At 69.1% G+C, this 23,443-nt stretch carries 19 protein-coding genes and 1 tRNA gene; 14 read left to right on the plus strand and 6 right to left on the minus strand.

Annotated features, from left to right (window positions below; genetic code table 11):
- Positions 1-49: 49 nt before the first annotated feature.
- Both KUA19_RS41725 and KUA19_RS41730 read left to right on the plus strand, forming a co-directional pair.
- The gene (locus KUA19_RS41725) at positions 50-514 is read left to right on the plus strand and encodes a DUF4442 domain-containing protein (protein ID WP_217405511.1); all 465 of its coding nucleotides are present in this window, start codon (positions 50-52) and stop codon (positions 512-514) included.
- Positions 515-558: 44 nt separating this feature from the next.
- A tRNA-Arg gene (locus KUA19_RS41730) sits at positions 559-634 on the plus strand.
- A 24-nt stretch (positions 635-658) separates the two neighbouring features.
- Here KUA19_RS41730 and KUA19_RS41735 read toward each other — a convergent pair.
- Complete coding sequence (locus tag KUA19_RS41735; protein ID WP_217405513.1) at positions 659-1,798, minus strand: tyrosine-type recombinase/integrase; 1,140 nt, start codon at positions 1,796-1,798, stop codon at positions 659-661.
- Positions 1,799-2,445: 647 nt separating this feature from the next.
- On the opposite strand from KUA19_RS41735, the gene KUA19_RS41740 reads away from it, so the two are divergent.
- The 5 genes from KUA19_RS41740 (at position 2,446) to KUA19_RS41760 (ending at position 8,112) form a co-directional block, all read left to right on the plus strand.
- A complete protein-coding gene (locus KUA19_RS41740; protein ID WP_217405514.1) occupies positions 2,446-6,231 on the plus strand; it encodes an NB-ARC domain-containing protein in 3,786 nt (1,261 codons plus the stop codon).
- A gap of 367 nt (positions 6,232-6,598) precedes the next feature.
- On the plus strand, positions 6,599-6,838 hold the full coding sequence (locus KUA19_RS41745; protein ID WP_217405516.1) for a hypothetical protein: 240 nt from the start codon (positions 6,599-6,601) through the stop codon (positions 6,836-6,838).
- 43 nt (positions 6,839-6,881) lie between these two features.
- Positions 6,882-7,355: a hypothetical protein gene (locus KUA19_RS41750; protein WP_217405518.1), complete on the plus strand. Its 474-nt coding sequence runs from the start codon at positions 6,882-6,884 to the stop codon at positions 7,353-7,355.
- A 70-nt stretch (positions 7,356-7,425) separates the two neighbouring features.
- Positions 7,426-7,800 carry a type II toxin-antitoxin system RelE/ParE family toxin gene (locus KUA19_RS41755; RefSeq protein ID WP_217405520.1) on the plus strand — a complete coding sequence of 125 codons (375 nt, stop codon included), beginning with the start codon at positions 7,426-7,428 and terminating at the stop codon, positions 7,798-7,800.
- 21 nt (positions 7,801-7,821) lie between these two features.
- Positions 7,822-8,112, plus strand: a complete 291-nt coding sequence (locus tag KUA19_RS41760) for a helix-turn-helix domain-containing protein (RefSeq protein ID WP_217405521.1) — start codon at positions 7,822-7,824, stop codon at positions 8,110-8,112.
- 148 nt (positions 8,113-8,260) lie between these two features.
- On the opposite strand, the gene KUA19_RS41765 is transcribed toward KUA19_RS41760, so the two are convergent.
- Positions 8,261-9,004 (minus strand): GNAT family N-acetyltransferase, encoded by a 744-nt coding sequence (locus tag KUA19_RS41765; RefSeq protein ID WP_217405523.1) that lies wholly within the window; start codon positions 9,002-9,004, stop codon positions 8,261-8,263.
- 859 nt (positions 9,005-9,863) lie between these two features.
- Here KUA19_RS41765 and KUA19_RS41770 point away from each other — a divergent pair.
- Both KUA19_RS41770 and KUA19_RS41775 read left to right on the plus strand, forming a co-directional pair.
- A complete protein-coding gene (locus tag KUA19_RS41770) occupies positions 9,864-10,376 on the plus strand; it encodes a SigE family RNA polymerase sigma factor (RefSeq protein ID WP_217405542.1) in 513 nt (170 codons plus the stop codon).
- Positions 10,373-11,719: a TolB family protein gene (locus tag KUA19_RS41775; protein WP_217405524.1), complete on the plus strand. Its 1,347-nt coding sequence runs from the start codon at positions 10,373-10,375 to the stop codon at positions 11,717-11,719. Before KUA19_RS41770 ends, KUA19_RS41775 begins: the two co-directional genes overlap by 4 nt.
- A 451-nt stretch (positions 11,720-12,170) precedes the next feature.
- Here KUA19_RS41775 and KUA19_RS41780 read toward each other — a convergent pair whose 3' ends face one another.
- Positions 12,171-12,356, minus strand: coding sequence for a hypothetical protein (locus KUA19_RS41780; protein ID WP_217405526.1), 186 nt, complete (start codon positions 12,354-12,356; stop codon positions 12,171-12,173).
- 222 nt (positions 12,357-12,578) lie between these two features.
- Between KUA19_RS41780 and KUA19_RS41785 the strand changes: the two genes are divergently transcribed.
- Both KUA19_RS41785 and KUA19_RS41790 read left to right on the plus strand, forming a co-directional pair.
- Positions 12,579-12,737 (plus strand): hypothetical protein, encoded by a 159-nt coding sequence (locus KUA19_RS41785; protein ID WP_217405527.1) that lies wholly within the window; start codon positions 12,579-12,581, stop codon positions 12,735-12,737.
- Between the two features lie 233 nt (positions 12,738-12,970).
- On the plus strand, positions 12,971-13,339 hold the full coding sequence (locus KUA19_RS41790) for a YciI family protein (protein ID WP_217405529.1): 369 nt from the start codon (positions 12,971-12,973) through the stop codon (positions 13,337-13,339).
- A gap of 166 nt (positions 13,340-13,505) precedes the next feature.
- On the opposite strand, the gene KUA19_RS41795 is transcribed toward KUA19_RS41790, so the two are convergent.
- Positions 13,506-15,347, minus strand: coding sequence for a glycoside hydrolase family 6 protein (locus KUA19_RS41795; RefSeq protein WP_217405531.1), 1,842 nt, complete (start codon positions 15,345-15,347; stop codon positions 13,506-13,508).
- Between the two features lie 639 nt (positions 15,348-15,986).
- Complete coding sequence (locus KUA19_RS41800) at positions 15,987-17,426, minus strand: hypothetical protein (RefSeq protein WP_217405532.1); 1,440 nt, start codon at positions 17,424-17,426, stop codon at positions 15,987-15,989.
- Between the two features lie 227 nt (positions 17,427-17,653).
- Between KUA19_RS41800 and KUA19_RS41805 the strand changes: the two genes are divergently transcribed.
- Genes KUA19_RS41805 through KUA19_RS41815 form a run of 3 tightly spaced genes read left to right on the plus strand, consistent with a single transcriptional unit; the run spans position 17,654 to position 23,143 of the window.
- The gene (locus KUA19_RS41805; RefSeq protein ID WP_217405534.1) at positions 17,654-19,534 is read left to right on the plus strand and encodes a glycosyltransferase family 2 protein; all 1,881 of its coding nucleotides are present in this window, start codon (positions 17,654-17,656) and stop codon (positions 19,532-19,534) included.
- Positions 19,531-21,126, plus strand: coding sequence for a glycosyltransferase family 2 protein (locus KUA19_RS41810; protein WP_217405536.1), 1,596 nt, complete (start codon positions 19,531-19,533; stop codon positions 21,124-21,126). The genes KUA19_RS41805 and KUA19_RS41810 overlap by 4 nt, the downstream gene beginning before the upstream one ends.
- Before the next feature lie 52 nt (positions 21,127-21,178).
- Positions 21,179-23,143, plus strand: coding sequence for a glycosyltransferase family protein (locus KUA19_RS41815; RefSeq protein WP_217405537.1), 1,965 nt, complete (start codon positions 21,179-21,181; stop codon positions 23,141-23,143).
- Positions 23,144-23,149: 6 nt separating this feature from the next.
- Here the strand turns inward: KUA19_RS41815 and KUA19_RS41820 are convergent.
- The coding region (locus tag KUA19_RS41820; RefSeq protein WP_254550946.1) for a UDP binding domain-containing protein at positions 23,150-23,443 on the minus strand (294 nt) is incomplete at its 5' end.

The raw sequence follows: 23,443 nt of genomic DNA on the forward strand, positions 1-23,443 counted from the left end.
CACATCGCACGTCTTGCCGCCCACGTTACTCACCAGTAACGTGGGCGGCATGACGCTCGACGCCTCCGCCGTGGCCAGTGGCCTGCTGTCCACCGTGCCCTTCGCCCGCACCCTGGGCATCGACATCACCTCGGTCACCGCCGACGCGGACGGCGTGCGCGCCGTGGCCGTGCTGCCGGACGCACCCGAGGTGCACAACCACGTGGGCGGCCCGCATGCCGGAGCGGTCTACAGCCTCGGCGAGACCGCGTCCGGGGCGGTCGTGCTGGCCGCGTTCGGCGGGGAGCTGCACCGGGTGACGCCGCTGGCGGTACGGGGCGGGATCGCGTACAAGAAGCTGGCCCTGGGGCCGGTCACCGCCACCGCCGTGCTGGGCCGCCCGGTCGCCGAGGTACTGGGGGAACTTGAGGCCGGATCGCGTCCGGAGTTCGACGTATCGGTGACCATCGCCAACGCCGAGGGCGTGACCACGGCGGAGATGACCATCACCTGGACGCTGCGGCCGAACCGCTAGGGCGGTGTGATAATCACTGGCGACGCCGGGTAACCTGGCTTCGCGCCCTCGTAGCTCAGGGGATAGAGCGACGGTTTCCTAAACCGCAGGTCGCAGGTTCGATTCCTGCCGGGGGCACCAGGTCATCCCACTGATCAATGATCTCTAGTGGTCGTTGTTCTCCTCTCGTGCCCGTTGCGTGCCCGATCCTTTCTCTTGTGCCCGCTGCCTGTCCAGGTGTTCGGCGACCTCGCCGTCGCGGCCGTCCATCGGGCGGGCGTAGTGGCGAGTGGTCACGCTCGCGTTGGCGTGACCGAGCCGACGCGCCGCGACCAGCACCCCGTGCGAGTCGGCGACCCAGCTTGCGTGAGTGGCCCTCAGATCGTGAGCGGTGACGCCCGCCAGCCCGGCCACCGCGACGGCCCGGATGAACCGTTTCTTGAACCCCGTGTAGCTCTGGGGCAGGTGCGCGTTCTCCGCCCGGCGACCCGGGAACACGAACACGTAGGGATCGTCGGCCAGGTCCGCCAGCCGCGCCCGCAGCAGGTCGACCAGGAACGAGGGGATACGGACCGCCCGCCTCTGATGGTTCTTCGGCGTGTCCACCACTGTGCCGCCCGACACCTGGGCAACCGCCTCAGAGACGACCACACGGTTACCGTCTAGGTCGATGCTGCGCCGCCGCAACGCCAGCACTTCCCCAATGCGCAGACCGCCATAGGCCATCGCCAGGACCATCAACCGGTCGTCCTCCTGGCACACCGCAGCGAGGCGGTCGACCTGCTCCACGGTGAGGATCACCGGGTCGGCCTCAGGCAGTCGAGGCAGCTTGACGGTGCGGCACGGGTTCGCGGCGATGAGGTCGTTGACGATCGCGGCGTGCATGATCTGCGAGAGCAGCCGTACCGCCTGACGTGCCTGCGACGGGCTCAGGTTCTTTACCAGGTCGGCGCACCACTTCGACACAGTGATCGGCCGCAGCGTCGCGAGTTGCGCCTCTCCCAGATGCGGCAGGATCAGCCGGTCCAGCACTGATCGGTAGGTCTGCCGCGTCTTGACCTTCCAGGTGGTGCTGGCAGGGACGAACCACTGTTCGCACCAGTCCCGCACGGTCATCTGGGCCGCCTGCGGCATGAGCCAACGGCCCTGGGCGATGTCGGCCTCTGCCAGCGACAGGAACCGCTCGGCCTCCCGTTTGTTCGCGAAGGTGGTCGGCGCCGGATGATCCTGGCCATCTGGTCCTCGGTAACGAGCCTGGTAGCGGCCGGAAGGCAGCTTGCGTACGCGGCCGAAGCGACGCTTCAAGGCGGCCCTGCGGGCCGCGCACGCCGCCGATCGGGCGGCAGTGATCGTCCGGCCCTGGAGGCCGGACGATCATGCCAGCGCCCATCGGCTGGCGCGCTGGGTGGCGACCGGGCCGGGCCGCCTTCGGCAGGATACGAGTCGGCAGCCGCGGTGAGGATGCTGCCGCCGACCGCGCGGCGTGCCAGCCGGGGACCAGGTCCAGGCGGCTGGGCGAGTCACGGCCCGCCGGACGGCCACGCCGTGTAAAGGCCGGCGTTTGCCTTCGGTCACGCGGCGCCGGGGTTTTTCTTCGCCTCCGGCGGGGGCCTCGGGCTCCGAGACGGCCGGGGCGCCGTCGGGCGGCGTGAGCTGGGTGGGTGGTTGGGGTGGTGCCGTCCCGTCGCCGTCGTCCCGGGCGCAGCCGAGCAGACCGCCCGGGGGTGGTCAAGACCGTTCGTCCGTGGGGCGCTCCGTCTTGCCCACCCCCGGGCGGCCCGCTCCCCGGAGGGCGGGACGACGGCGACGGGACGGCGTGGGTGGTGGTCTGCTCGTCAAGTCGGGCTTGACGTCCCATCGACGATTAGCATGTTCGGTGGGGTTGTCGGCGGCTGGTTGTCTCTAGGCTCGGGCGTGCCGTTGAGGTCTGGTGTGGAGGGTGGTCGGTGCGCATGGGTTGGTGGGCGCGCGGAGTGACTGCAGTCGCCGGATTGTTGTGGGCGGTGGTGGTCGGTGCGCTACTGGCCCCGATCAACGGTGCGTTCGGTGATCTGAACAAGTGGCGCTGGTGGCTGCTCGGTGCGGCGGCCGTGGCGTCGGCTGGCATACCCGTGGCCGAGGTTATGGAGAGGCGGCGTTCTCTGCGCGGACGGTCTGACCGTTGGCATGTGGAGAAGCCCGATCCGCGCAGTATCCAGCGGGCTGACCTGGTGGTGGAACTGGTGCGGCTGCTGACGGCAGACGGGGCCGGCACGGTGGGTGTGACGACGGGGTTGTTCGGGGCGGGCGGGTTCGGAAAGACCACCTTAGCCAGGCAGGTGTGCCAGCTGAAGCCGGTGCGTAAGCGGTTCAGGGCGGCGGTGTGGGTCACGGTCGGGGAGGAGCCGACGGAGGCGTACCTGCTGTCGCAGGTCGGCGTGGTGGTCGAGGCGTTGTCCGGGCAGCCTTTGAGGGCCACGGATCTGCGGCAGGCGGGGATCGAGCTGGGCCGACTGCTCGACGAGTATCCGAGGACGCTGCTGGTCGTCGATGACGTATGGGACGCGGCGCACCTGCGGCCGTTCCTGCAGGGCGGGCTGGGGTGCACCCGGTTGGTGACGACCCGGCGTAAGGGTGTGCTCCCCGACGGGTCACAGAACCGGTCGGTGAGGGTCGACGAGTTCGACGATGCGCAGGCCCGGATGGTGTTGACGGCTGATCTGCCGCCGCTGGGGCAGCGGGGCTGGGAGCGCCTGGTGGAGTTGACGGGGCGGTGGCCGCTGCTGGTGCGGTTGGCCAACCGGCAGTTGGTGACCACGGTCGACGGCGGTGCCACGATCGAGGCGGCGGTGACGCGCCTGGTCGCCTGGTTGGAGGAGAAAGGCCCGGCGAGCCTGGACTTGGCCAACAGGACCGACCGGGATCAGGCCGCAGCGGCGTGTATCGGGGCCAGTGTCAATGTCCTGGACGAGCAGGAACGTCGGCGGTTCGCGGAGTTGGCGGTGTTCGGTGAGGACGTGCGCGTCCCGCACGAGGTGTTGCAGCTGATGTGGGCGCGTACCGGAGGGCTGAGCGCGATCGAGGTGGGACTGCTATGTGAGCGGCTGGACGGATTGTCGCTGCTGGCAGACTTCCGCCGCGATGACCTGAGCCTGCGGTTGCACGATGTGATCCGCGCCTACCTACGGTCCCTGGACACCGCAGCGGTCAAGACGGCCAACGCGACGCTCATCGATGCGGGCCGACCGTTGACGGGCACCGTTGCCGGGGCGGCGCGGACCGAGTGGTGGCGGCTGCCGGACCAGGCTGGCTACTGGTGGAGCCACCTGTGCGAGCATCTGGCCGAGGCGAGGGCTGATGACGAACTAGCCGCATTGGTGTGTGATCTGCGGTGGGTGGAGACGCGCCTGACGCGTTCCGGCCCGCTGGCGGTTGATGCCGATCTGGCCCTGGCCGATGACGCCGTAGCGCGCGTGTTGCGTCGTGCGATTCGGCAGAACGCACACCTGCTGTTGGGTATCACCCCGGCACATAGCCTGGCCGACAACCTGGCCGCCCGATTGCAGGACGTCCCTGAGTTGCAAACTGCCGTGCGGGAGTACCGGACTACCCTGCCCCCCGCGATGCGGTTTGTCCCTCACTGGCCGCTACCTGACCAGCCGCATTCAGCCCTGAGACATGCGTTAACCGGCCATGTCAATTCGGTGGAATCGTGTGCGGTGTCGCCTGACGGCCGGTTTATCGTCACGGGCAGCTGGGACGGGACGGCGCGGGTGTGGAATGCTGCCGATGGCCAGCCACGGCACATACTGACCGGCCACAACGGCCGAGTGGGGACGTGTGCGGTGTCGCCTGATGGCCGGTTTATTGTCACGGCCAGCGACGATGGGTCGGCGCGGGTGTGGGACGCGGCTGCTGGTCAGCTGCTACGCGAGCTACTCGGTCACACCGACAGCGTGGTGTCGTGTGCGGTGTCGCCTGATGGCCGGTTTATTGTCACGGCCAGCGACGATGGGTCGGCGCGGGTGTGGGACGCGGCTGCTGGTCAGCTGCTACGCGAGCTACTCGGTCACACCGACAGCGTGGTGTCGTGTGCGGTGTCGCCTGATGGCCGGTTTATTGTCACGGCCAGCGACGATGGGTCGGCGCGGGTGTGGGACGCGGCTGCTGGTCAGCTGCTACGCGAGCTACTCGGTCACACCGACAGCGTGGTGTCGTGTGCGGTGTCGCCTGATGGCCGGTTTATTGTCACGGCCAGCAATGATAGGTCGGCGCGGGTGTGGGACGCGGCTGCTGGTCAGCTGCTACACGAGCTACTCGGCCATACCGGCAAAGTGGTGTCGTGTGCGGTGTCGCCTGATGGCCGGTTTATCGTCACGGCCAGCTGGGACGATTCGGCGCGGGTGTGGGACGTCGCCAACGGCCGGCTGCTACATGAACTACTCGGCCACACCGACAGCGTGGTGTCGTGTGCGGTGTCGCCTGATGGCCGGTTTATCGTCACGACCAGCTGGGACGGGTCGGTGCGAGTGTGGGATGCCAGCGACGGCCAGCCGCTGCAGGTACTGACTGGTCACGCCGGCTGGGTGATGTCGTGTGCGGTGTCGCCTGATGGCCGGTTCATCGTCACGACCAGCGACGACGATTCGGCACGGGTGTGGAAGACCGTCGTTGATAGAAGCCAGCGGCACGAGATGACCGGACACGCCGACATGGTGGTGTCGTGCGCGGTGTCCCAGGATGGCCGGTTCATCGTCACGACCAGCGCCGTCAAGTCGGCGCGGGTGTGGGACGTGGCCGATGGCCAGCTGCGGCATACGCTGCTTGGCCATACCGGCAACGTGGTGTCGTGTGCGGTGTCGCCTGATGGCCGGTTTATCGTCACGACCAGCTGGGACGGGTCGGCGCGGGTGTGGGATGCCAGCGACGGCCAGTCGCTGCAGGTACTGACTGGTCACGCTAGCTGGGTGGTGTCGTGTGCGGTGTCGCATGACGGCCGGTTTATCGTCACGGCTGGCTGGGACGATTCGGTGCGGGTGTGGGACGCGGCTGATGGCCAGCTGCTACACGAGCTGCTCGGCCACACCGACAAAGTGGTGTCGTGTGCGGTGTCGCCTGACAGCCGGTTTATCGTCACGACCAGCGACGATAGGTCGGCGCGGGTGTGGGACGCGGCTGCTGGTCAGCTGCTACACGAGCTACTCGGCCACACCGACAAAGTGGTGTCGTGTGCGGTATCGCCTGACAGCCGGTTTATCGTCACGGCCAGCTGGGACGATTCGGCGCGGGTGTGGGACGCCGCCAACGGCCGGCTGCTACACGAGCTACTCGGCCACACCGACAAAGTGGTGTCGTGTGCGGTATCGCCTGACGACCGGTTTATCGTCACGACCAGCTGGGACGATTCGGCGCGGGTGTGGGACGCCGCCAACGGCCGGCTGCTACATGAACTACTCGGCCACACCGACAGCGTGGTGTCGTGTGCGGTGTCGCCTGACAGCCGGTTTATCGTCACGACCAGCGTCGACAAGTCGGGGCGGCTCTGGGACTCAGAAGCCGGACGAGCAATTGCCACGATACGTGCCAACGGAACACTTGTTACAGGCACTTACATGCGTGGCGAACCCCTGCTATGCCTCGCTGGCCCGAGCGGGGTCTACGTTCTCAAACTTGAAGGCCCACCCATAACTTCGGCGCCAGGTAGCGCTACCGTGCCGCCTGCATTAACTCCTACCTCCCACGGTAGCCGCTTGCGGTAAAGGTCGATCGATGCGTCCGCATGCGTCTGAGGGCGTCGGGTCGTGCCCGTTCGTGCCCGATGCGGCGGTCAGCGAGGGTCAACGCCGGACGGCGATGAGACTTTGGGACCGTGCGCGAACAGCACCGATGGCTTGTGGGAGATCCGGTGCCCGGCGGTGATCGATAATTCCTAAACCGCAGGTCGCAGGTTCGATTCCTGCCGGGGGCACCTTTTATGCCATATTCGGCTAATGTCCGAATTTATCGATGGACTCTCGCAGGTCACTGACCTGCGAGAGTTTTAGTTTGCCACGGTATCGATCGCAGGCGGCTGGGGAGCAGGTTGGCGCTCTGGGTTCGGGCGCAAAGGTCCAGATCGTCGCCCGTTTGAGCGAGCAGAATATCGCTGATGCCCAAATCGTGGTGAAGTCAGACATGGGCAGGAACCACGAGCTGGAGTTCGATTACGACATCGTCGTCGTGGCCGGTGAACGCGGCCGGCAGTTGGCAGCAGCCCAAGCAGAATCCATCCTGGAGATCCTGGAGCCGTTTGGTCCTCCCGCAGAACCGTCAGATCGACCCGGTCCGGAACCAGACGAGACCTCCAGCCGGGCCGAGCTGATGTGATCGTCGGCGACCGCCGAGGCCAACCTGTTAGCCTCCCGGGTCGATGAGACGACGTATCGGTGACCGGACCACCTTTGCCATAGAGATCGGCATGGCCTTATCCGCTGACCTTCGCATCGTTGACGTGTGGGCTGCCGGTAAACGGCTGACGGCCGATGACAACGTCGCCTACGTACCCTCCCTGTGCCACTACCTGCGCCGGGCCGCAGCGCGGGTATGCCAGCGCGAGATTCGGCCGTGTCCCTTCCCTGAGTACTCCCCGGAGGAGATCTTCCGCCAACTTGAGGCCGATGAGACAGGCTTCCGTGAGCATTACTGGTTCATGCGATGGAGCGAGACGCTCGACAACGTGTCGAGCTACGCGTACCTCGACGATGATCTGGTGATCATTTTCGCGTTCTGGCGGGACGAACACCCAGTTCCCGAAGGCGGGGGCAAGGTTCTCGTTGCCAAGATCCCGCCAGAACAGTTCGCCACCATCGTGCTAACGGCAGCTGACCTGCTGAACCCCCAGTAGCACCGCCCGGACCAGGGCCTACAGCTCGCCGACACTGGACGATATACCGATGATGGTATATCGTCGGTGAGTGCTGGATCGCTACGTGGTCGAGTTGGAACCAGAGGTTCGTGAGTGGCTGGACACGCTTTCGCTGAAGGACTACGCGAAAGTCGAGGCGATGGCCGACATCCTCGCCGATCAAGCCGAGACCCTCGGGGAGCCGTACTCGCGGCACCTGTCGGGCAAGACTCGCGAGCTGCGGTTCTACCTCGAACGCAAGGCGATACGCATCAGCTACTGGCTTGCCCCAGGCAGGCGGGTGGTGCTCCTGACAGTGTTCCGGAAGACCCGGCAGGTCGAACGGGCCGAGGTCGACCGAGCGGTCGCCGCGCAGCAACTATGCGCCGCTGGTCATGGAGTGCACGCGCCGGCCGATCAAGTGTATGAGCGCAAGTGGCTGTGACATCGGGAGAGGAGACATCACATGGCTACGCGACACGTGCGTTGGGAACGCACCGGAGCAGACGAGCACGCGGCCGCCTACGAGGAGGCTCGCGCGTCGCTGATGCTCGGTCAGATGGTGCATGACCGGCGAGTGGAGCTCGGTCTCACACAAGCCGAGCTGGCAGAGCGAGCGGGTATGACCCAGCCACAGCTGTCCCGGCTCGAGTCGGGCGGCGCGACACCCACTGTGCCGCTGCTCGCGCGGCTCGCTGCCGCGCTGAACGCTGACCTCGACATCGCTTTTCGGCCGCACAGCCCGGTCGCCGCCTGACCACGGTCATGGGGCGAGGATCGAGCACAGGAGGCGGTGTGTTGTGCTCACGTCGGTGAAACACGAGCCGCCATGGACGATCGTTTGAGGAACCGACCTTCGTTGCGCGGTTCCTCTTGGACGTGCCGGAGAGCGTCGAGTCCCTGCGTCACGAGTCGAGCTGGACCCTGATCTGGGTCCCGAGTTCGCTGAAACCCAAAGCGCGGGCGACGCTGCGGGATTCCGGCACGCGGGCGCGCCACTGCGGGAGCATCCCGGCCGCGAGTGCGTGGGCGACGGCGGCGGACGCGGTGGCGCGGGCCAGTCCTCTGCCCCGGGCTGATGGTGCGGTGAGGACGCTGAGGTGAGCAGTGTTTCGGGGCCAGCTGATGTGGCCGGATGCTGCGATGACCGCATTGCTTTCAGTTGCTTCGCGGATGACGAAGACCGGGGAAGTGATCTCGTCGATTCCGGCCTCGTCGGTGTCGCGTCGGCCACATAGCCGTTCCAGGGCTCGGAGGTCTTCGTGGCCTGCAGGGAGTTCCTCGATGGTCTGGCCTGCGGCGAGGGCGGCGGAGTCCACGGGGCGGAAGTCGTCGGCGGTGAGGTAGGCGAGTGCCACCGGGCCGACGATGGCGGCCGGGGTGAGGGCTTGGGCCACTCCCTCGTCGCTGCGGAGTTGGGCGATCGACAGGTCGGCGAGGAGCTTACGGGCCTTTTCCGTGCTTTCGTCATCTGGGGCGGTGGCGATCGCCGCTTCGCCGAGAATGACGAGACCCATCCAGCCTGGTGGGCACATCTTCGAGGTGGGGGACGTGACGACAGTCAGGCCGGTGGACGGGAAGGCGACGATGGTCGAGGCGATGTCGGTCCACAGGTCGCGGGCTTGGGCGAGGAGGCTGGTGCGGGGCATGGGGTGATCATGCCAGTTCTGACATTGGGTGGACCTGTGGCTTTCGCTGCGGCGAGGATGCACTGATTGGACATCGACGCTGCCGCACGGGCGCCATAACCCACCGGGTCGCGCCGAACATAGGAACCTCCGCGCAAGCCGTCAGCTCACCCCATGGGCAGGTCAGCCGCTACGGCTAGGCATCCGCTGTGGGAGCAGTTTTGGGATGCATCCCGCCGGGGGCACTTTCTGTGCAACTAAGTGGCTAATGTCCATTTCATGGATCCGGCTAGCGCTTGTTTGACCTGCGAAAAGATCGACATCTGATGAGTTGATCAGGGGAGCAGGTTGCCGTAACTGCTTGCTCGATCGGTAGCTACTGCGCGAGTTACGCCCCTAATGTTCTGACTCATGATGAGCTGAAGCGTGACCCCACCACCCGTAGCTGGAGTTCGACTACGGGATCACCCTCGTCGACGGCGAACTCGGACGACAATTGGCAGCAGCCCAAGTGGAATCCATTCTGGAAGTTCTGGAGTGGTTCGGGCGCGCGCCAGAGCCTTCGGCGGAACCGAGGGCTACACCAGATAGTTAGAGCGAACGCTCGCCCACCACAGCCGATCTACGCGCTACTACTGTGAAGAACGCCGCTTCCATCGTCCCCCGTTGGCGACGAATCGCATGCTGACGGTTCGACGCGTGGTCACTCAGTCGGATACTTCGAGGTCGACGACGAGCGTTGGACCGTGCGACAGATCCAGCTGTTGGCGGAGCTTCTGTGCGTAACGACGCCGGCGGCCTTGGCTGACCGGCTTTTCAACAACCACCCAAGCCGCCCCTCCAACGGTCGCCTTCTGCGCGTGTATGAGATGTGCCAGTGATGACAGCCGGTCCTGCGGATTCGTTCCGGGAATACGTGCACGCGCGCCTGGGGACGCTTGTGCGTGCGGCGTTCCTGCTGACCGGCGACTCGTATCTGGCGGAGGACCTGGTTCAGCAGACGCTGGCCAAGGTTGCCTCCCGCTGGGAACAGATCGTCGCGGACGGGAACCCGGACGCCTACGTGCGGCGCGTCCTGTACCACCAGCATGTCTCCTGGTGGAGAAGGTGGCGACGGGAGCCGCTGCCGGTCGCCGCCGTGCCGGAGGTCGCCGGGGCGGACCCCCACGGGCCGACGACGACGGCGATCGCCGTTCGCCAGGCGCTGGCCAAGCTGGCCCCCAGACAGCGGGCCGTGCTCGTGCTGCGCTACTTCGAGGACTTGACCGAAGCACAGACGGCACAGGTCCTAGGTGTGTCGACGGGCACCGTGAAGAGCCAGGCTCGGGATGCGCTGGCCCGTCTACGTGCCGTCGCCCCCGAACTGGCTGACCTGCAGGAGGTGTCGAAATGACTACAACGCTGCATCGAGTTCTGGTCGATCTCGCCGGCGAGGCTCCCAGCGTGCGCATGCCGGAGGACCTGTGGCGGCGCGGACGTCGCCTCCGCTGGCGGCGCCGGGCCGCAGGGATTCTTGCCTGCCTGCTGGTGAGTATGACCGCGATGTGGCTGCCGTCGCCGAATGCGACCGGGTCGCAGTTCGCAGGTACTGACGACCGTACGCTGCCAGCCTGGGCCGCCCAGCCCTACCTGTGGCAGCAGACGTTCAGCGAGGATCCGAACGGGCCGGCGAAGCTTGTGTTCGAGACAGGGCACAGTCTCGATCTGGATACGTCGCTGGTGGTCGTGGGCCGCGACGACTCCTTCCGGCTGGTCTACCTCGACCCCGGCGAGTTGATGGGCAGTTTGTCGCCAGACGGCCGCTACCTCCTGGGCGACAGCCTTGTCGACCTGGTCACCGGGCAGTCCCGCAAGCTCAGTCCTGCCGTCTCGTCAAATTGGCCAGCCGTGTGGTCGCCCGACAGCCAAAGCGCCGTCGCCGTTGTCGGGCAGGACGACGTAGTGCCAACCACCGGCCCGAACGGTGAGCGGATCAACGATTCGACGCGCTTGGACAACATCGTCATCGTTAGCGTGCCGGACGGCAGTCTACGGGTCGTCCACGTGGCTGAGGCAGACGTCTTCCGGGCGGCGTTCTCGCCTGACGGCACCCGGGTGGCCATCACCGTCGGCCGCGACGCACAAAATAAGGAGTTGCTCATCCTGGACGTTGCGACCGGCGCCGTGCAACGTGCGGTGCCGCTCGGCGAGCGGCAGCAGATCGCGGGCAGCGCCGCCTGGTCGCCGGATGGCAACCAACTGATCCTCACATTCATCGAGGGATGCCTTACGTCGCCGTCCTGCGACGGGCCCACCCCTGACCGGCCGGCCCGGCAGCGGTTCCACCTGCAATATCTCGATGTCGACACCGGAACGGTCACGGACGAGGCGGTCCGTGGCCGGGAAGATCGACCGAACCTCATCGCGTGGCGGCAAGGCGCTCCGGTCCTGTCGGTTACCAACGACGCGGACAACTCATGCGCCATCGTGCGTCTCCCGGCCGGCCAGAGCCCCGAGACTCTGCCACTGCGGGCGGCTGGGTACGGGTGCCCGAGCTATCCCCGCAATGCACTGGAGCAGTGGACCCTCGATGGCCCACAGCTGACGCCGTCGCCATGGCAAGCGCAGAACTGGGCCTACGTCGTGCTGGGGCTCATCGTACTGACCGGCGCGGCGCTCGTTGTGAAGCTGGGCCGGCGGTGGAGACGACGGTCGATGACACAACGTTCCAGGGTCGCCCCTGAGCCTCCGCGATAGTGTGCCTGGCGCCGGACCAGATCATGGACCAACTTGTCGCCCGATACGGCATGGGCCATGCAGTCAAGACCATGCGTAGCGCCCGATGACTCTTTTGTTATCCAATCGGCAGGTCAGCCGCTATGGCCAGCCGACCCAATGCGGAGCAGTTTTGGGATGTATCCGGTCGGGGGCACCACGTCATCCCACTGGTCAATGATCTCTAGCGGTCGTCGTCCTCCTCCCGTGCCGTTGTGCGCCCAGGTGTTCGGCGACCTGGCCGTCGTCGGATGGGCGCAGTGCCGGGTGGTCATGCCGGCGTCGGGCATGCGGCCTCGCTTCCGATGGTTCGTAACAGTCGAGGTCGCGGCGGTCGAGAACGCCGCGACCACGGTTGTCGTCCACCATTCCGCACATGGGTCAGGGCCGGATGTCACGTGCATGTACCGCACACCAAGGTCACTTGACTGGATCACCCGGCGGCGTCTTGTCGAGCCACGTCCTCCGCAAAGCTGATCTCGTCCTGCCTCGCTTGCTCCCTGCGAAGAGCGGCGTCCTCCATGCCGCGCGCAACAGCGGCTCGAACCACCCAGAACAGAAGGAAAAAGAAGAAACAGACGCTTCCCAGCGAGAGCAAGATCCCGGTCGGATCATCCATGGCCCAGACCGTAGTACGGCGACGCCGCGCGGGCAGCCCCTCCGACGCACGGGACCCAAGATCACCAGGCGGCGCGGCTGTTCCGCGTATGTTCCCAGGACCGCGGTAGACGGCCGGACGTGGGGATATCGCATGGTGGCGATCATGTGTAGCCTGCGGCGCATGGAAGCGAGATCGGGTAGAGCGCCAGGCGCCCTCGGTACCTCGGTCACGATCATTGGTGTGATCGTCATCGTGGCGTCATTTCTGATGCGGCGGTACGGACTGCTTGGCGCCGATGGACTGTTCGTCGGCGGCCTGATGGTGGTCGCGGGGTTGCTGCTCCGCATCGAGGCGGCAGTCGCGCGCGGTGCCGGTCGAGCCTCATCGGACGCACACTGATCCGTCCCTCGACCGCGCAGCAAGGATCGCGTCGGGCGGGCTCGCTTCCTGCTGGGGCACCACACCATCCCACTGATGGACGATCTATCCATCGGGCATCGTCCTCCCCCTCGCACCGCACGCCCGTCCGGGGTTCCGAGAATTCTTGTGGCTTGGCGTCGGATCGGGGGCGAGTCGTTCGTAGTACAGGTGACAGGCGGCCGGAGGAGCCGCTGGCGCAAGGGAGCGATGGGATGACGCAGTACTTGATCTCGTTCAATGACGGCGCGATGGACCACATCCCTGATGAGGATTGGCCCGATGTGGGCGAGGCGTCGCACGCGGTGGTCCGGGAGGCCATCAACGCCGGTGTGTGGGTGTTCGGCGGCGGACTCCAACGCCAGCGGGCGAGCATCGTGGCCACGGACGGGATCGTCACCGATGGTCCCTACCCGGAGACCAAGGAGGTCATCGGCGGGTTCTCGGTCGTCGACGTGGACTCACGCGAGGAGGCGCTGGCCTGGGCAGCCAGGATCGCCGTCGCCTGCCGCTGCGCGCAAGAGGTCAGGGAACTGCTGCCCGACGCTGAACAGGACGCATGGCTTCGCCAGGTCGGCAGGTGACGGCGACACCTCGACGACGTCTGATCGAGTCCCTGGGGTCGTGACCGACTTCCAGCTCGCCCAGCTCGCCGACTGGCGCTTCAGCGACTGAGCGGCTCGGCACAGTGAACGGCCCCCGGCTGGTCCTGACGGACCGGCCGGGGGCCGACTGCTGCTAGGCCGATGATCAGGACAGCGGCGGGTACGCGTTGGCCATGAGCTCGGCGAACTGCGCGGAGAACCACTGGCCGGACAGCGGCGCGTTCGGCAGCGCCCCGGTCATGTTGTTGCCGTTGAGCCCGTTACCGGTGTAGGTCGGGTCGCACATCCGGTCGAAGCCCTTGCCCTCGTCGTTCGCGATGACCTGGCTGGCGCCGTCGGACTCGCCCGGAGGCTTCACCCACACGTACGCGTCGATGCCGGGAGCCGGGTTGGCCTTCGGCCGCTCGCCCAGGCCCGCGCCGGACTGGTTGCACCAGTTGCCGGCGTGGATGCGGCGGTCGATGCGCGACTGGTTGACGAAGGTGGTGACGTCGGTCGAGGTCGACGCGGCGGTGGGCCGGTTGGCGCCGCCCCAGCCGTTGCGGCTGGTGTCGATCAGCATGCCGATGTTGGAGTTGAAGCCCTCGGCGATCAACTTGGTCCGGAACGACTGCGCGAACGACAGCTCGTCGACGTACTGGTTCCAGTCCACCCACTTCGACTGGCGGACCGTGGTGCCGTTCACCGTGGTGTTGATGGTGAAGTAGGGCTCGGTCAGGGCCGAGTAGTTGGCCGTGTTGGTGATGAAGCCGTGCACGTTGTTGACCGTGCTGCCCTCAGCCGTGGCGGCCTGCTTGAACTTCGTCGCCGACGGGCCGAGGTTGGTGTCCCAGCCGATCCAGCCGTGGTGCGCGGCGTCGATGTAGTTGTAGACGTTCGAGATCGCGCCGAGCTTCTTCAGCGCGTACCCGATGCCGTTGACGTATCCGCCGTTGGCGGCCATGGTCGCGCAGGTGGCGATGTTGGTGTTGGTCACCAGGTTCGGCAGCGAGTCGATCTCGACGATCGCGACGATGCGCAGCGCGGAGTACTTCGGCCGGGCCAGGATCTCGGCGATCGGGTCGATGTACTCGGTCTTGTAGCGCGGCAGGTCGTTGGGGCCCAGCTCACCGTTGGAGGCGAGCGCGGAGCAGTCCCGGCCGGGCAGGTCGTAGATCACGAACTGGGCGACCAGCGGACCGGTGCCCGCGTTGTACTGCCGCAGCGCCTCGTCCAGGTGCGCGACCAGGCCCATGCTGGTGGCGCTGCCGTTGATCGCGGCGATCCGGTCCAGCCACACGGCGGTCGAGGTGTTCGACACCCGGCTGCCACCGGCCACGGACTCGGCCTTGGACTTCCACTCCGGGTTCACGTAGCCGCGGGCACCCGCGTACGGGTTGTCCACCTTGCTGGTCGGGTCCGTCGGGCTCGGGCTGGTCGACGGGCTCGGGCTGCTGCTCGGCGAGGCGCTGGGGCTGGCCGACGGGCTCGCGGACGGGCTCGCGGACGGGCTGCTCGACGGCCGCGTGCTCGGGCTGGCCGAGGCGCTGGCGCTCGCCGACGGGGTGACGCCGCCGGTGGTGCAGGTGACGCCGTTCAGGGTGAACGCGGTCGGCTTGGGGTTGGTGCCGGTCCAGCGGCCGTTGAAGCCGAGGCTGGTCGAGGCGCCGGTGGCCAGCGCGCCGTTCCAGGACAGGTTCGTCGCGGTGACGTTGGCACCCGACGCGGTCCAGTTGGCGGACCAGCCCTGGGTGAACGTCTGCCCGCCCGGGAAGGCGAACTTGAGCGTCCAGCTCGTCAGGGCGTCACCGGTGTTCTTGACGACGACGGTGCCGGTGAAGCCACCGGTGCTGGGACCCTCGGTCCAGTCGCTGGTGGTGTAGGTGATGTCGCAGCCGGGTGCGGCGGCGGCGAGCGTCGCGGGCAGCGTGACCAGGCCGGCGAAGACCAGGGCGCCGACCCCGGCCGCGGCGGCGGCCTTGCGTCGTCGGGTGATCGGGAAACTCATGGTGCGAACTCCTTGGGCAGGATTTGTCGGTATCGGCGACTGACCGGTGATCAGCGCGCGGAAAATACCGACTCGGTACGAAATGCCCAGCCCGGTGGGCGAAGAAAATCCGCACACGCGAACGTGTGCGGCGATGGGTCCACGCCGTCCTGACGAGACGTCAGGTGCCCTCGGCGGGTGGTTCGCGTTGCATCGCTCCCTACAAGCGAGCGCCATCCTGACACGGCTGTAAGGCCCGCCACAACGCTTTCGTGCCAACAACTTTTCGGCAGGTCAGTGACCTGCCGAAACTCGTGGGATCGCTCCCATAGAGATCAGAAACTTTCCGTCGACCGCCCATTGGGGGCCGCTGCTTAGGGGCCTTTCGCTCGCATGCCCAGAACTTGCCCGGAAACTGACCGCAGACGCCGATCTTGGCAAGGTCCACCCGGCATGATCGCGGTCTGCGGTCGGAAACTGGGCTGGCACGGCACCTTTTGACCTCTAACAGTGATCTACACGGTGATCCGCCGCGAGATCATCGTCCGGGTCGAAACAACGGTCGGCTCAGGTGGGGCAGGAACGGGCAGGTCCGGCCAGGCACCCGCGAGGAGGCCCGGACCAGACTTCAGGCTGGGTCCACACGGGACGCACCGGTGGTCAGGGCGACTGGAACCAGGTGTGGCGGAGCGGGAGGTCGTCGGGGAGGGTGACCTGGGCCTGTTTTTCCCAGGCGTCGACGACGAGGTCGTGGCAGCCCTGGGCGGTGGCGGCGGCCACCGCGCCGACGGCGCTGGTCGCGGGTTCGGCTCCGTCTTGGCGCAGCAGGCGCAGCGGCCAGGCGGGCCGGTCGGGTTCGCCGTCGGCGGTGAACAGCAGCGGCGGGTGGAAGGTCAGTTCGCGGTCCGCGGCGTCGGCGACCAGGTCGCCGGGCTCCAGGAACGGGTACGCCCGCCACTCCAGCAGTACCGACAGCGGCATCTCGTACGGGTCGAACTCGCCCGCCCCATGGCCGCCCGGGGTGGCCGGGCGTCCGGCGGGCAGCATGGCCATGGCGGTGAGCTGCTGCTCGGCCGGTTTGTCGAACCAGTTCTGTCGCCCCGGCGTGAACGTGTACGCCCGCAGCACGTAGACGCGCAGCGCGGACACCCCGACGCGGACCCGCTCGCCCACCGCCGGCTGGCCCGGGGCGGGCCGCAGCTCGATCGGGAACCAGGTCTCGGTCGGGTCGTGGGTGAATGCGGGCAGCTCGTCGCCGGTGCCGGGGCTGTCAGTCCAGGGCCAGCTCACCCAGGTGCGGTCAGGTTCGCGCCGGATTACCTCGGCGTCGCCGAACGGGCAGTCGACGGTCACCACGTCGCCGGCGCGGGCGGTGAACGGGACGGCCTTGCCGGTGGTGCCGTGATAGCCGGCCAGCGCGGCGCCGTGGCCGGTCCCGGCCGTGACGATGCGGGCGTACGCCGCGGGCGGGTGCTCGCCGCAGCCCGGGTGCCGCAGTGGCGGCGGGACCGGGAGCAGTACTTCCGGGTCGACCCGCAGCGCCCAGCCCTGCCGGACGGAGACGGCTCGGGCCAGGGCCGCGAGGTCGGCCGGGTCGTGGCCGAGCCGCCGGGCCCGTTCCCACTGCTCGACGGGGTTGTCGTCGGTCAGCAGCCGGACCGTGGCGAGCTGCCGGTCCACCTCGCGGGCGCGCCAGCCGTCGGGGGCGCCGGTGAGGTGGTCCAGGTGCTCCCACAGGGCGTCGGCGGCGTGGCTGATCCGGCGCGGGTCCGGGTGGCCGCCGTCCGGGGGCAGGCTGGTCCAGGCGCAGTAGAGGATGAGGTCGGCCAGGTCGGCGTGTTCGCCGGTGCGCTCGGGACGCATCATCGCCTTGAGGCGGCGGCGCAGGTTGGTGGGGTCGACCCGGACGCCCGCGAGCATCGCGGTGACCGCCTGGCGGCAGTCGCGGAACAGGGCCAGGTGCGGGTCCGGTGCCAGCAGTTCCATCAGTGGGGCGGCCCGGTAGAGCACGCCATCGGCGTACCAGGCCGCGGCCTGTGGGGGCATCGCGTCGGACAGCTGGGCCAGCTGCTGCATCCGGCTGCGGAGCGAGGTGTCCACGCTTGGTCTCCAGCGGCTGGCGGGGTCGGTTCGAGGCTGGACGGTACGCCGCCGAACGGCCATCCTCAAGATCCAAGGTGCGGCTTTTCACCTGATCGTTCGGGCTGTTCGGCATGGGCCGGAGGCCGGATAGCATGGTCGTTCGCGACACGGAGTGGACCGGAGCGCGTGTTAACATGCCCCGGCATCGGCGCCGGGCACCAGGCGGGCCAGATCGAGGAGGCGGCGTGCGGCGAGCGGCCAGGCAGTCGAACGGCAAGGGCCAGCTCCCGCAGGCGCGGCTGCGCAGCCGGGTCCGCGGCACCCTCCGCAAGATCAAGAATCGGCTCGGCGCGGGCTCGCGGCCCGCGCTGGCGCAGTGGACCGGTGCCCTCGGCGGCGCCCCCGACGCGTCGGGTCTGCTGACCCGCGACGGTGACCGGGTCCGGATCGCCGCGAAGTCCGCCGCCCATGTGCGCGCGAAGCTGTGGGACGGGCTGATGCCCGGCAAGGCCCGCCACGTGGAGATCGCGGTCGAGGACTGGGCCCCGCCCATGCCGCACTGGTCGGGGCGGCTCGGCACACTGCCGGGGCTGTTGTCGTACCAGGTGAATCTGCCCCGGGAGGGCGGCGCCGCCGCCGTGTCGGTGTCCCTGGCCGAGCCGCTGCCGCTGCTGCGCGTCGTGCCCGCGCTGCTGGCCGTGCTGGCGCCCTGGCATCCGCTGCCCGCCGTGGTCAGCGCCGACGTGGCCGTCGACGGCAACCCGGTGCCCTGGCTGTACCCGGACACCTCGGTGCTGACGCTGTCGCCCGGCCTGACCGAGGAGGGCCTGCGGCCGTACGACGTCTCGGTCGCGGGCACGGCCGACACCGCCGCCCGCCCCCTCGGCGAGCCGCTGGTCGGCAGCCGGTTCGAGATCGCGCCGGTCGGCAAGCCCGCGCGGGTCGTCGTCGACGCGGTCTCCGCGTCGCCGCACGGCCGGCTGCGGCACGATCCGGAGCAGCCGATTGGCTCGCTGCGCCTGGCGCCGACCGAGAACGGCGCCTGGTGGGAGCTGAGCGGTGGCGGCAAGGTGCTGAGCGCGGGCCGCATCGGCGACCCGCTCGACGGCGACCAGTCCGCGGTGCTCACCGCGCTCAGCGGCGCGCGGCTGGTCGACGGCGCGCAGGTGCCCGCCTCGGCGCAGGCCGCGGCGCTGGCCCAGCTCGCCATGACCGGCCTGGTGCTGTCGGCCCCGCGTCTGCCCGCCGACGCCGCGTCGCTGCTGTCCGGCGACCTGGTCAAGATCCTGTCCGGCGAGCTGCCGGACGCCGACGCCGACGGGCTCGACTGGGAGACGCGCGGCGTGGCCCAGCGGCGCGAGGCGATGCGCAGCCACGCCACCGGGTTCGCGCTGCCCGCGGCAACGGTCGGGTCGTACCCGTCGCTGTCGCGGCCGCCGTCGGTGACGGCGCTGCTGGTGACGCGGCGCCCCGACTACCTCAAGCAGGCGCTGGCGATGATGGCCGCGCAGACCTACCCCGAGCTGGACGTCATCGTCGGCCTGCACAACTGCGAGCTGCCTGCCGCACAGCGCGAGGAGCTGGAGTCGCTGCCGCTGCCGGTGCGCGTGGTGGCGCTGCCCCGGGAGCTGACCTTCGGTGAGGCGATCGGCGCGACGACCGCGCTGGCCACGGGCAGCCTGGTCACGAAGGTCGACGACGACGACCGGTACGGGCCGGAGCACATCTGGGACCTGGTGCTGGCCCGGCACTACTCGGGCGCGCACGTCGTCGGCAAGGGCGCCGAGTTCGTCTACCTGGCGCCGTACGACACCACCGTGCGCCGCACGATGGGCCACGAGATGTACGACGAGGTGGTGGCCGGGGGCACGATGCTAATGTCGCGCGGCGACCTGGAGGCGGTCGGCGGCTGGCGGCCGGTGGCGCGCTCGATCGACCGGGCCCTGCTGGACCGGGTGCTGCGCGACGGCGGCCTGGTCTACCGCACCCATGCCATGGGCTTCCTCTACACCCGGCACAACGACGGCCACACCTGGGACCCGGGTCTGGACTACTTCCTGCAGGGCGAGGGCCGCACCTGGCCGGGCATCCCGCCGTACGACGAGTTCGCCGCGCCCGCCGCATGAGCGAGAACTCCGTACCGAGGGTGGTGCGCAACGACTGGTCCGGCGTGAGCGTGCCGGAGCTGGGCGCGTGGACGCCGACGATGACGGTGACCGTGGTCGTCCCGGCGTACAACAACCAGGAGAAGCTGGACGTCGTGCTGGCCGCGCTGACCCGGCAGACGTACCCGAAGCAGCTGCTGGACGTGGTGGTGGTCGACGACGGGTCGCAGCCGCCGCTGCACCTGCCCGAGATCCGGCCCGAGCGCACCCGGCTGCTGTGGGGCCCGGACTACTCGACGAGCTGGGGCTGCAGCAACGCGGGCGACATCGCCGCGCGGGCGGCCGAGGGCGACATCATCCAGCGGCTCGACTCGGACATGCTGGTCTACCCCGAGCATGTCGAGGCGCAGGCCCGCTGGCACCACGTATTGCCATACGCGGTGACGCTGGGCACCAAGCGCATGATCGACACCGCGCCGGGCTCGGTGAGCTGGCCGACGCCGGAGAAGGTGGCCTCGATCGGGTCCATCCACGACCTGTTCGACTACGCCGCCAGCGAGCCGCACGACTACATCGAGAAGATCCTGCGGAGCACCGACGACCTGCGCGCCGGTGACCACCTGAACTTCATGGCGCACGTCGGGGCGACCTGGGCGATGCGCCGCGACCTCTACCACCTGTCCGGCGGCACCGACAACATGCTGCGGCTGGGCGAGGACAACGAGTTCGCCTACCGGCTGCACCAGGTCGGGGCGGTGTTCGTGCCCGAGTGGGACGCGCGTAGCTGGCACCTGGGCCTGACGCACATGATGCAGCAGGCGGCGCTGCTGCGCCGGTACAACCGGCCGTTCCTGGCCGAGCAGATGCCGTACCCGCGCTGGCTGCGCAAGGTCGGCGGCTCGGCCTGGAAGGTGCCGCTGGTGACCGCGGTGGTCGAGGTCGACGGGCAGCCGCTGGAGCTGGTACGCGCCTGCGTGGACGCGCTGCTGCGCGGCGACGAGCAGGACGTGCGGGTGCGGCTGGTCGGCCGGTGGGACGAGATCACCGAGGAGCGGCAGAGCGTGCTGCGCGACCCGCTGCTGGAGCTGCGGCTGATCAGCGCGACATACCGGTCCGACCCGCGGGTGTCGCTGGTGACGAGCGTGCCCGAGTCGGTGTTCCCGTCGGCGCACCTGCTGGAGGTGCCGGTCACTGCCGGGCTCTCCCGCTCGGCGCTGGGACGGCTGGTCGGCGAGGCTGATCAGCACCAGGTCGGGCTGGTCGAGGTGACCGGAGCCGGGCCGGTGCCGGTACGGCTGTGGCGGACCGCCGCGCTGGGCCGGATCAGCTGGTTCGGCGACAGCACGCCGCGGGCCCAGGGCGTCACCGAGGTGTACGGCGCGCGCACCCTCACCGCGGCCGAGGCGGGCGTGACGGACCTGTCCGCGGTGCCGGTCGAGCTGCTCGACGAGGGCGTGGCCGGGCTGAAGCAGGGCGATCCCGGCAAGTGGCTGCCCGCCACGGTGCAGGTCGGCGGGCTGCGCTCGCTGGCCCAGGCGACCGCGCTGGTCGGGCGGCTGTCCGCGGCCCGCGCCAAGGCGAAGATCCGGCGGATGAGCGTACGCCGCAAGTGAGGGCGAAGAACTGGCGGCTGCGCGTACGCCGCGGCTGAGGGAAGGAAGTTCCATGCAGGCGAGCGCGCCGCAGGACACCCGGGTGGTGCTGCTGCAGGAGCAGGGTTGGCCCCGGGCGGCCGGGGTGTGCTGCTGGCGGCGCGGCGTCCGGGACGCGTTCGCCGCCACCGGAGCCGTCGTCGACGAGGTCACCGCCCTCACCCCGCCGCGTGTCGAACCGTCGGCGGGCGGTCGCGGCACCGCGCGCCTGGGCTGGCTGCCCGGTCCGGTCCGCCGCCCCGTCGGCTTCGCCTACCGCGGTTCGCGCTTCGTCGCCCGCAACGTCGCCCAGCAGGCTTCCGAGCTGCGCAACCGGGCCAAGACGGCCGAGGAGCACCGCCGCCTGGCCGCCCGGATCGGCCGCCCGGCGCTGGTGCTGGCCGAGTCGCCCGCGCTGGCGGTGCTGGCCGTGGCGGCGGGCGTGCCCGCGGCCCGGATCTGGGTGCTGGCCCTGCCGCCGTCGCGGCTCTACCACGACGACCCCTCGACGTTCGGGCGGCTCATCGCGCGGCTCGCGCCCTCGGTCGGCGGTTTCCTGGCCGACAGCGAGACCGCCCGCGAGTCGGTCGAGCGGGCCGCCTCCCCGGCCCGGCCCCAGGTGCTGATCTACCCGCCGCTGGCGACCGATCGCCCCTGTCCGGACTGCGGCAAGGCCGCTCCCGGCACTGGCTACGACGAACCGTGGCAGCTGGCGACCTGGCGCGACCTGCTGGATCGGCCCGGCGGCGTCGCCGCGTACTCGTTCTCGGCCGACCGGGCGCCCCGGGCGGGCCGGACCTGGGCGCGCGGCGACCGGTGGGACTGGACCCAGACCGAGCACGACAGCTCCTGGGACCTGCCCGCCGCGCACGAGACTCCGTGGACGGTCCAGGCCCAGCAGGACGCCGCCCAGGCGGTGCTGGCCGTCGCGCTGCCCGGCCGCCCGGCGGTGCCGCGGCCGCGTCGCCGCACCCTGATCGCCGGGTACGACCTCAAGTTCGCCAAGGAACTGGCCAGCCGTCTCGACAACCGCACCGATCTGAGCGTCGACCTCGACGAGTGGTCGCGCCTGGGCACGCCGACCCAGCACACGGCGCCGCTGCTCCGGCAGGCCGACGCGGTGCTGGCCGAGTGGGCCCGGCCGAGCGCGGCCTGGCTGTCCCGGCACAAGCGCCCCGGCCAGACGCTGGTGGTCCGCCTGCACCGCTACGAGTTGGACACCCGGTATCCGCACGAGATCGACATGGACCAGGTCGACGCGGTGGTGTACGTGTCGCCGCCGATCTTCGGCCGCATCCGCAACGAGCTCGGCTGGCCCGCCGAGAAGCTGGTGTACATCCCCAACCTGGTCGACGTCGACTGGCTGGACCGGCCCAAGCTGCCCGAGGCCCGGTTCGGCGTCGGCGTGGCGGGGGTCGACTTCGTGAACAAGCGGTTCGACTTCATGCTCGACGTGCTCGCCCGGGTCCGCCGCGAGGACCCCCGGTTCACCATGTACGTCCGCACCACCCTGCCCTGGCAGCACGCGGTCGCCTGGACCCGGCCCGAGGAGCACGAGTACGTCGGCTGGTACATGGAGCGGATCGAGCGCGACCCGCTGCTGCGCGGCGGCGTCGTCTTCGACACTCCCGGCCGGGACATGGCCCGCTGGTACCGCAAGGTCGGCCAGGTGCTGTCCACCAGCGACATCGAGAGCTTCCACCTGGCCGCGGCCGAGGGCATGGCGTCCGGTGCGGTGCCGATCATCCGCCCGTGGCCCGGGGCGCGCGAGATCTACTCGGCGGAGTGGATCCAGTCGTCGCTGGACGACGCGGTCGCGGCGGTGCTCGCCAATGCCGACCCCGAGGTGTGGGCGGAGCGGGCCGCGCGGGCGAAGGCGGAGATCCGGGCGGCGGTCGACCCGGCCGCGACGGTCGCCGCCTGGGCGGACCTGCTACACGGGGACGTGTGGCAGGCCCGGACCTACTTCGGCTCGTACGTGCCCGGGGCGGGTGCCTGACCCGGGTCAGAGGCGGTGGGCGTCCTCGGTGGTGGTGGCGCCCCGGGTGTCGAAGAAGCGCTGCGCCAGCGACGCGAGGTGGTCGGCGTCGTACTCGCGGTGCCGCTGGACCAGGATGACCAGGTCGGCCTCGGTGACCGCGGCCTCCAAATTGTCCACGCGGATCACGTCCGCCCCGTTGACGTCCCAGTGCTGGACGTACGGGTCGTGGAAGCTGACCTTGGCGCCGAGGTTGGCCAGGGCGCGGGCCAGGGGCGTGGCCGGGCTCTCGCGCTTGTCGGCGATGTTCGGCTTGTAGGT

Origin of the sequence: Catellatospora tritici, assembly GCF_019083965.1 — a bacterium.
GTDB lineage: Bacteria > Actinomycetota > Actinomycetes > Mycobacteriales > Micromonosporaceae > Catellatospora > Catellatospora tritici.

Bases quoted from the DNA above. Each gene is read 5' to 3' on its own strand.
- KUA19_RS41725 (WP_217405511.1), top strand. From the start codon at position 50: ATGACGCTCGACGCCTCCGCCGTGGCCAGTGGCCTGCTGTCCACCGTG.
- KUA19_RS41740 (WP_217405514.1), top strand. From the start codon at position 2,446: ATGGGTTGGTGGGCGCGCGGAGTGACTGCAGTCGCCGGATTGTTGTGG.
- KUA19_RS41750 (WP_217405518.1), top strand. From the start codon at position 6,882: ATGAGACGACGTATCGGTGACCGGACCACCTTTGCCATAGAGATCGGC.
- KUA19_RS41760 (WP_217405521.1), top strand. From the start codon at position 7,822: ATGGCTACGCGACACGTGCGTTGGGAACGCACCGGAGCAGACGAGCAC.
- KUA19_RS41765 (WP_217405523.1), bottom strand. From the start codon at position 9,004: ATGCCCCGCACCAGCCTCCTCGCCCAAGCCCGCGACCTGTGGACCGAC.
- KUA19_RS41770 (WP_217405542.1), top strand. From the start codon at position 9,864: ATGACAGCCGGTCCTGCGGATTCGTTCCGGGAATACGTGCACGCGCGC.
- KUA19_RS41775 (WP_217405524.1), top strand. From the start codon at position 10,373: ATGACTACAACGCTGCATCGAGTTCTGGTCGATCTCGCCGGCGAGGCT.
- KUA19_RS41780 (WP_217405526.1), bottom strand. From the start codon at position 12,356: ATGGATGATCCGACCGGGATCTTGCTCTCGCTGGGAAGCGTCTGTTTC.
- KUA19_RS41790 (WP_217405529.1), top strand. From the start codon at position 12,971: ATGACGCAGTACTTGATCTCGTTCAATGACGGCGCGATGGACCACATC.
- KUA19_RS41795 (WP_217405531.1), bottom strand. From the start codon at position 15,347: ATGAGTTTCCCGATCACCCGACGACGCAAGGCCGCCGCCGCGGCCGGG.
- KUA19_RS41810 (WP_217405536.1), top strand. From the start codon at position 19,531: ATGAGCGAGAACTCCGTACCGAGGGTGGTGCGCAACGACTGGTCCGGC.
- KUA19_RS41815 (WP_217405537.1), top strand. From the start codon at position 21,179: ATGCAGGCGAGCGCGCCGCAGGACACCCGGGTGGTGCTGCTGCAGGAG.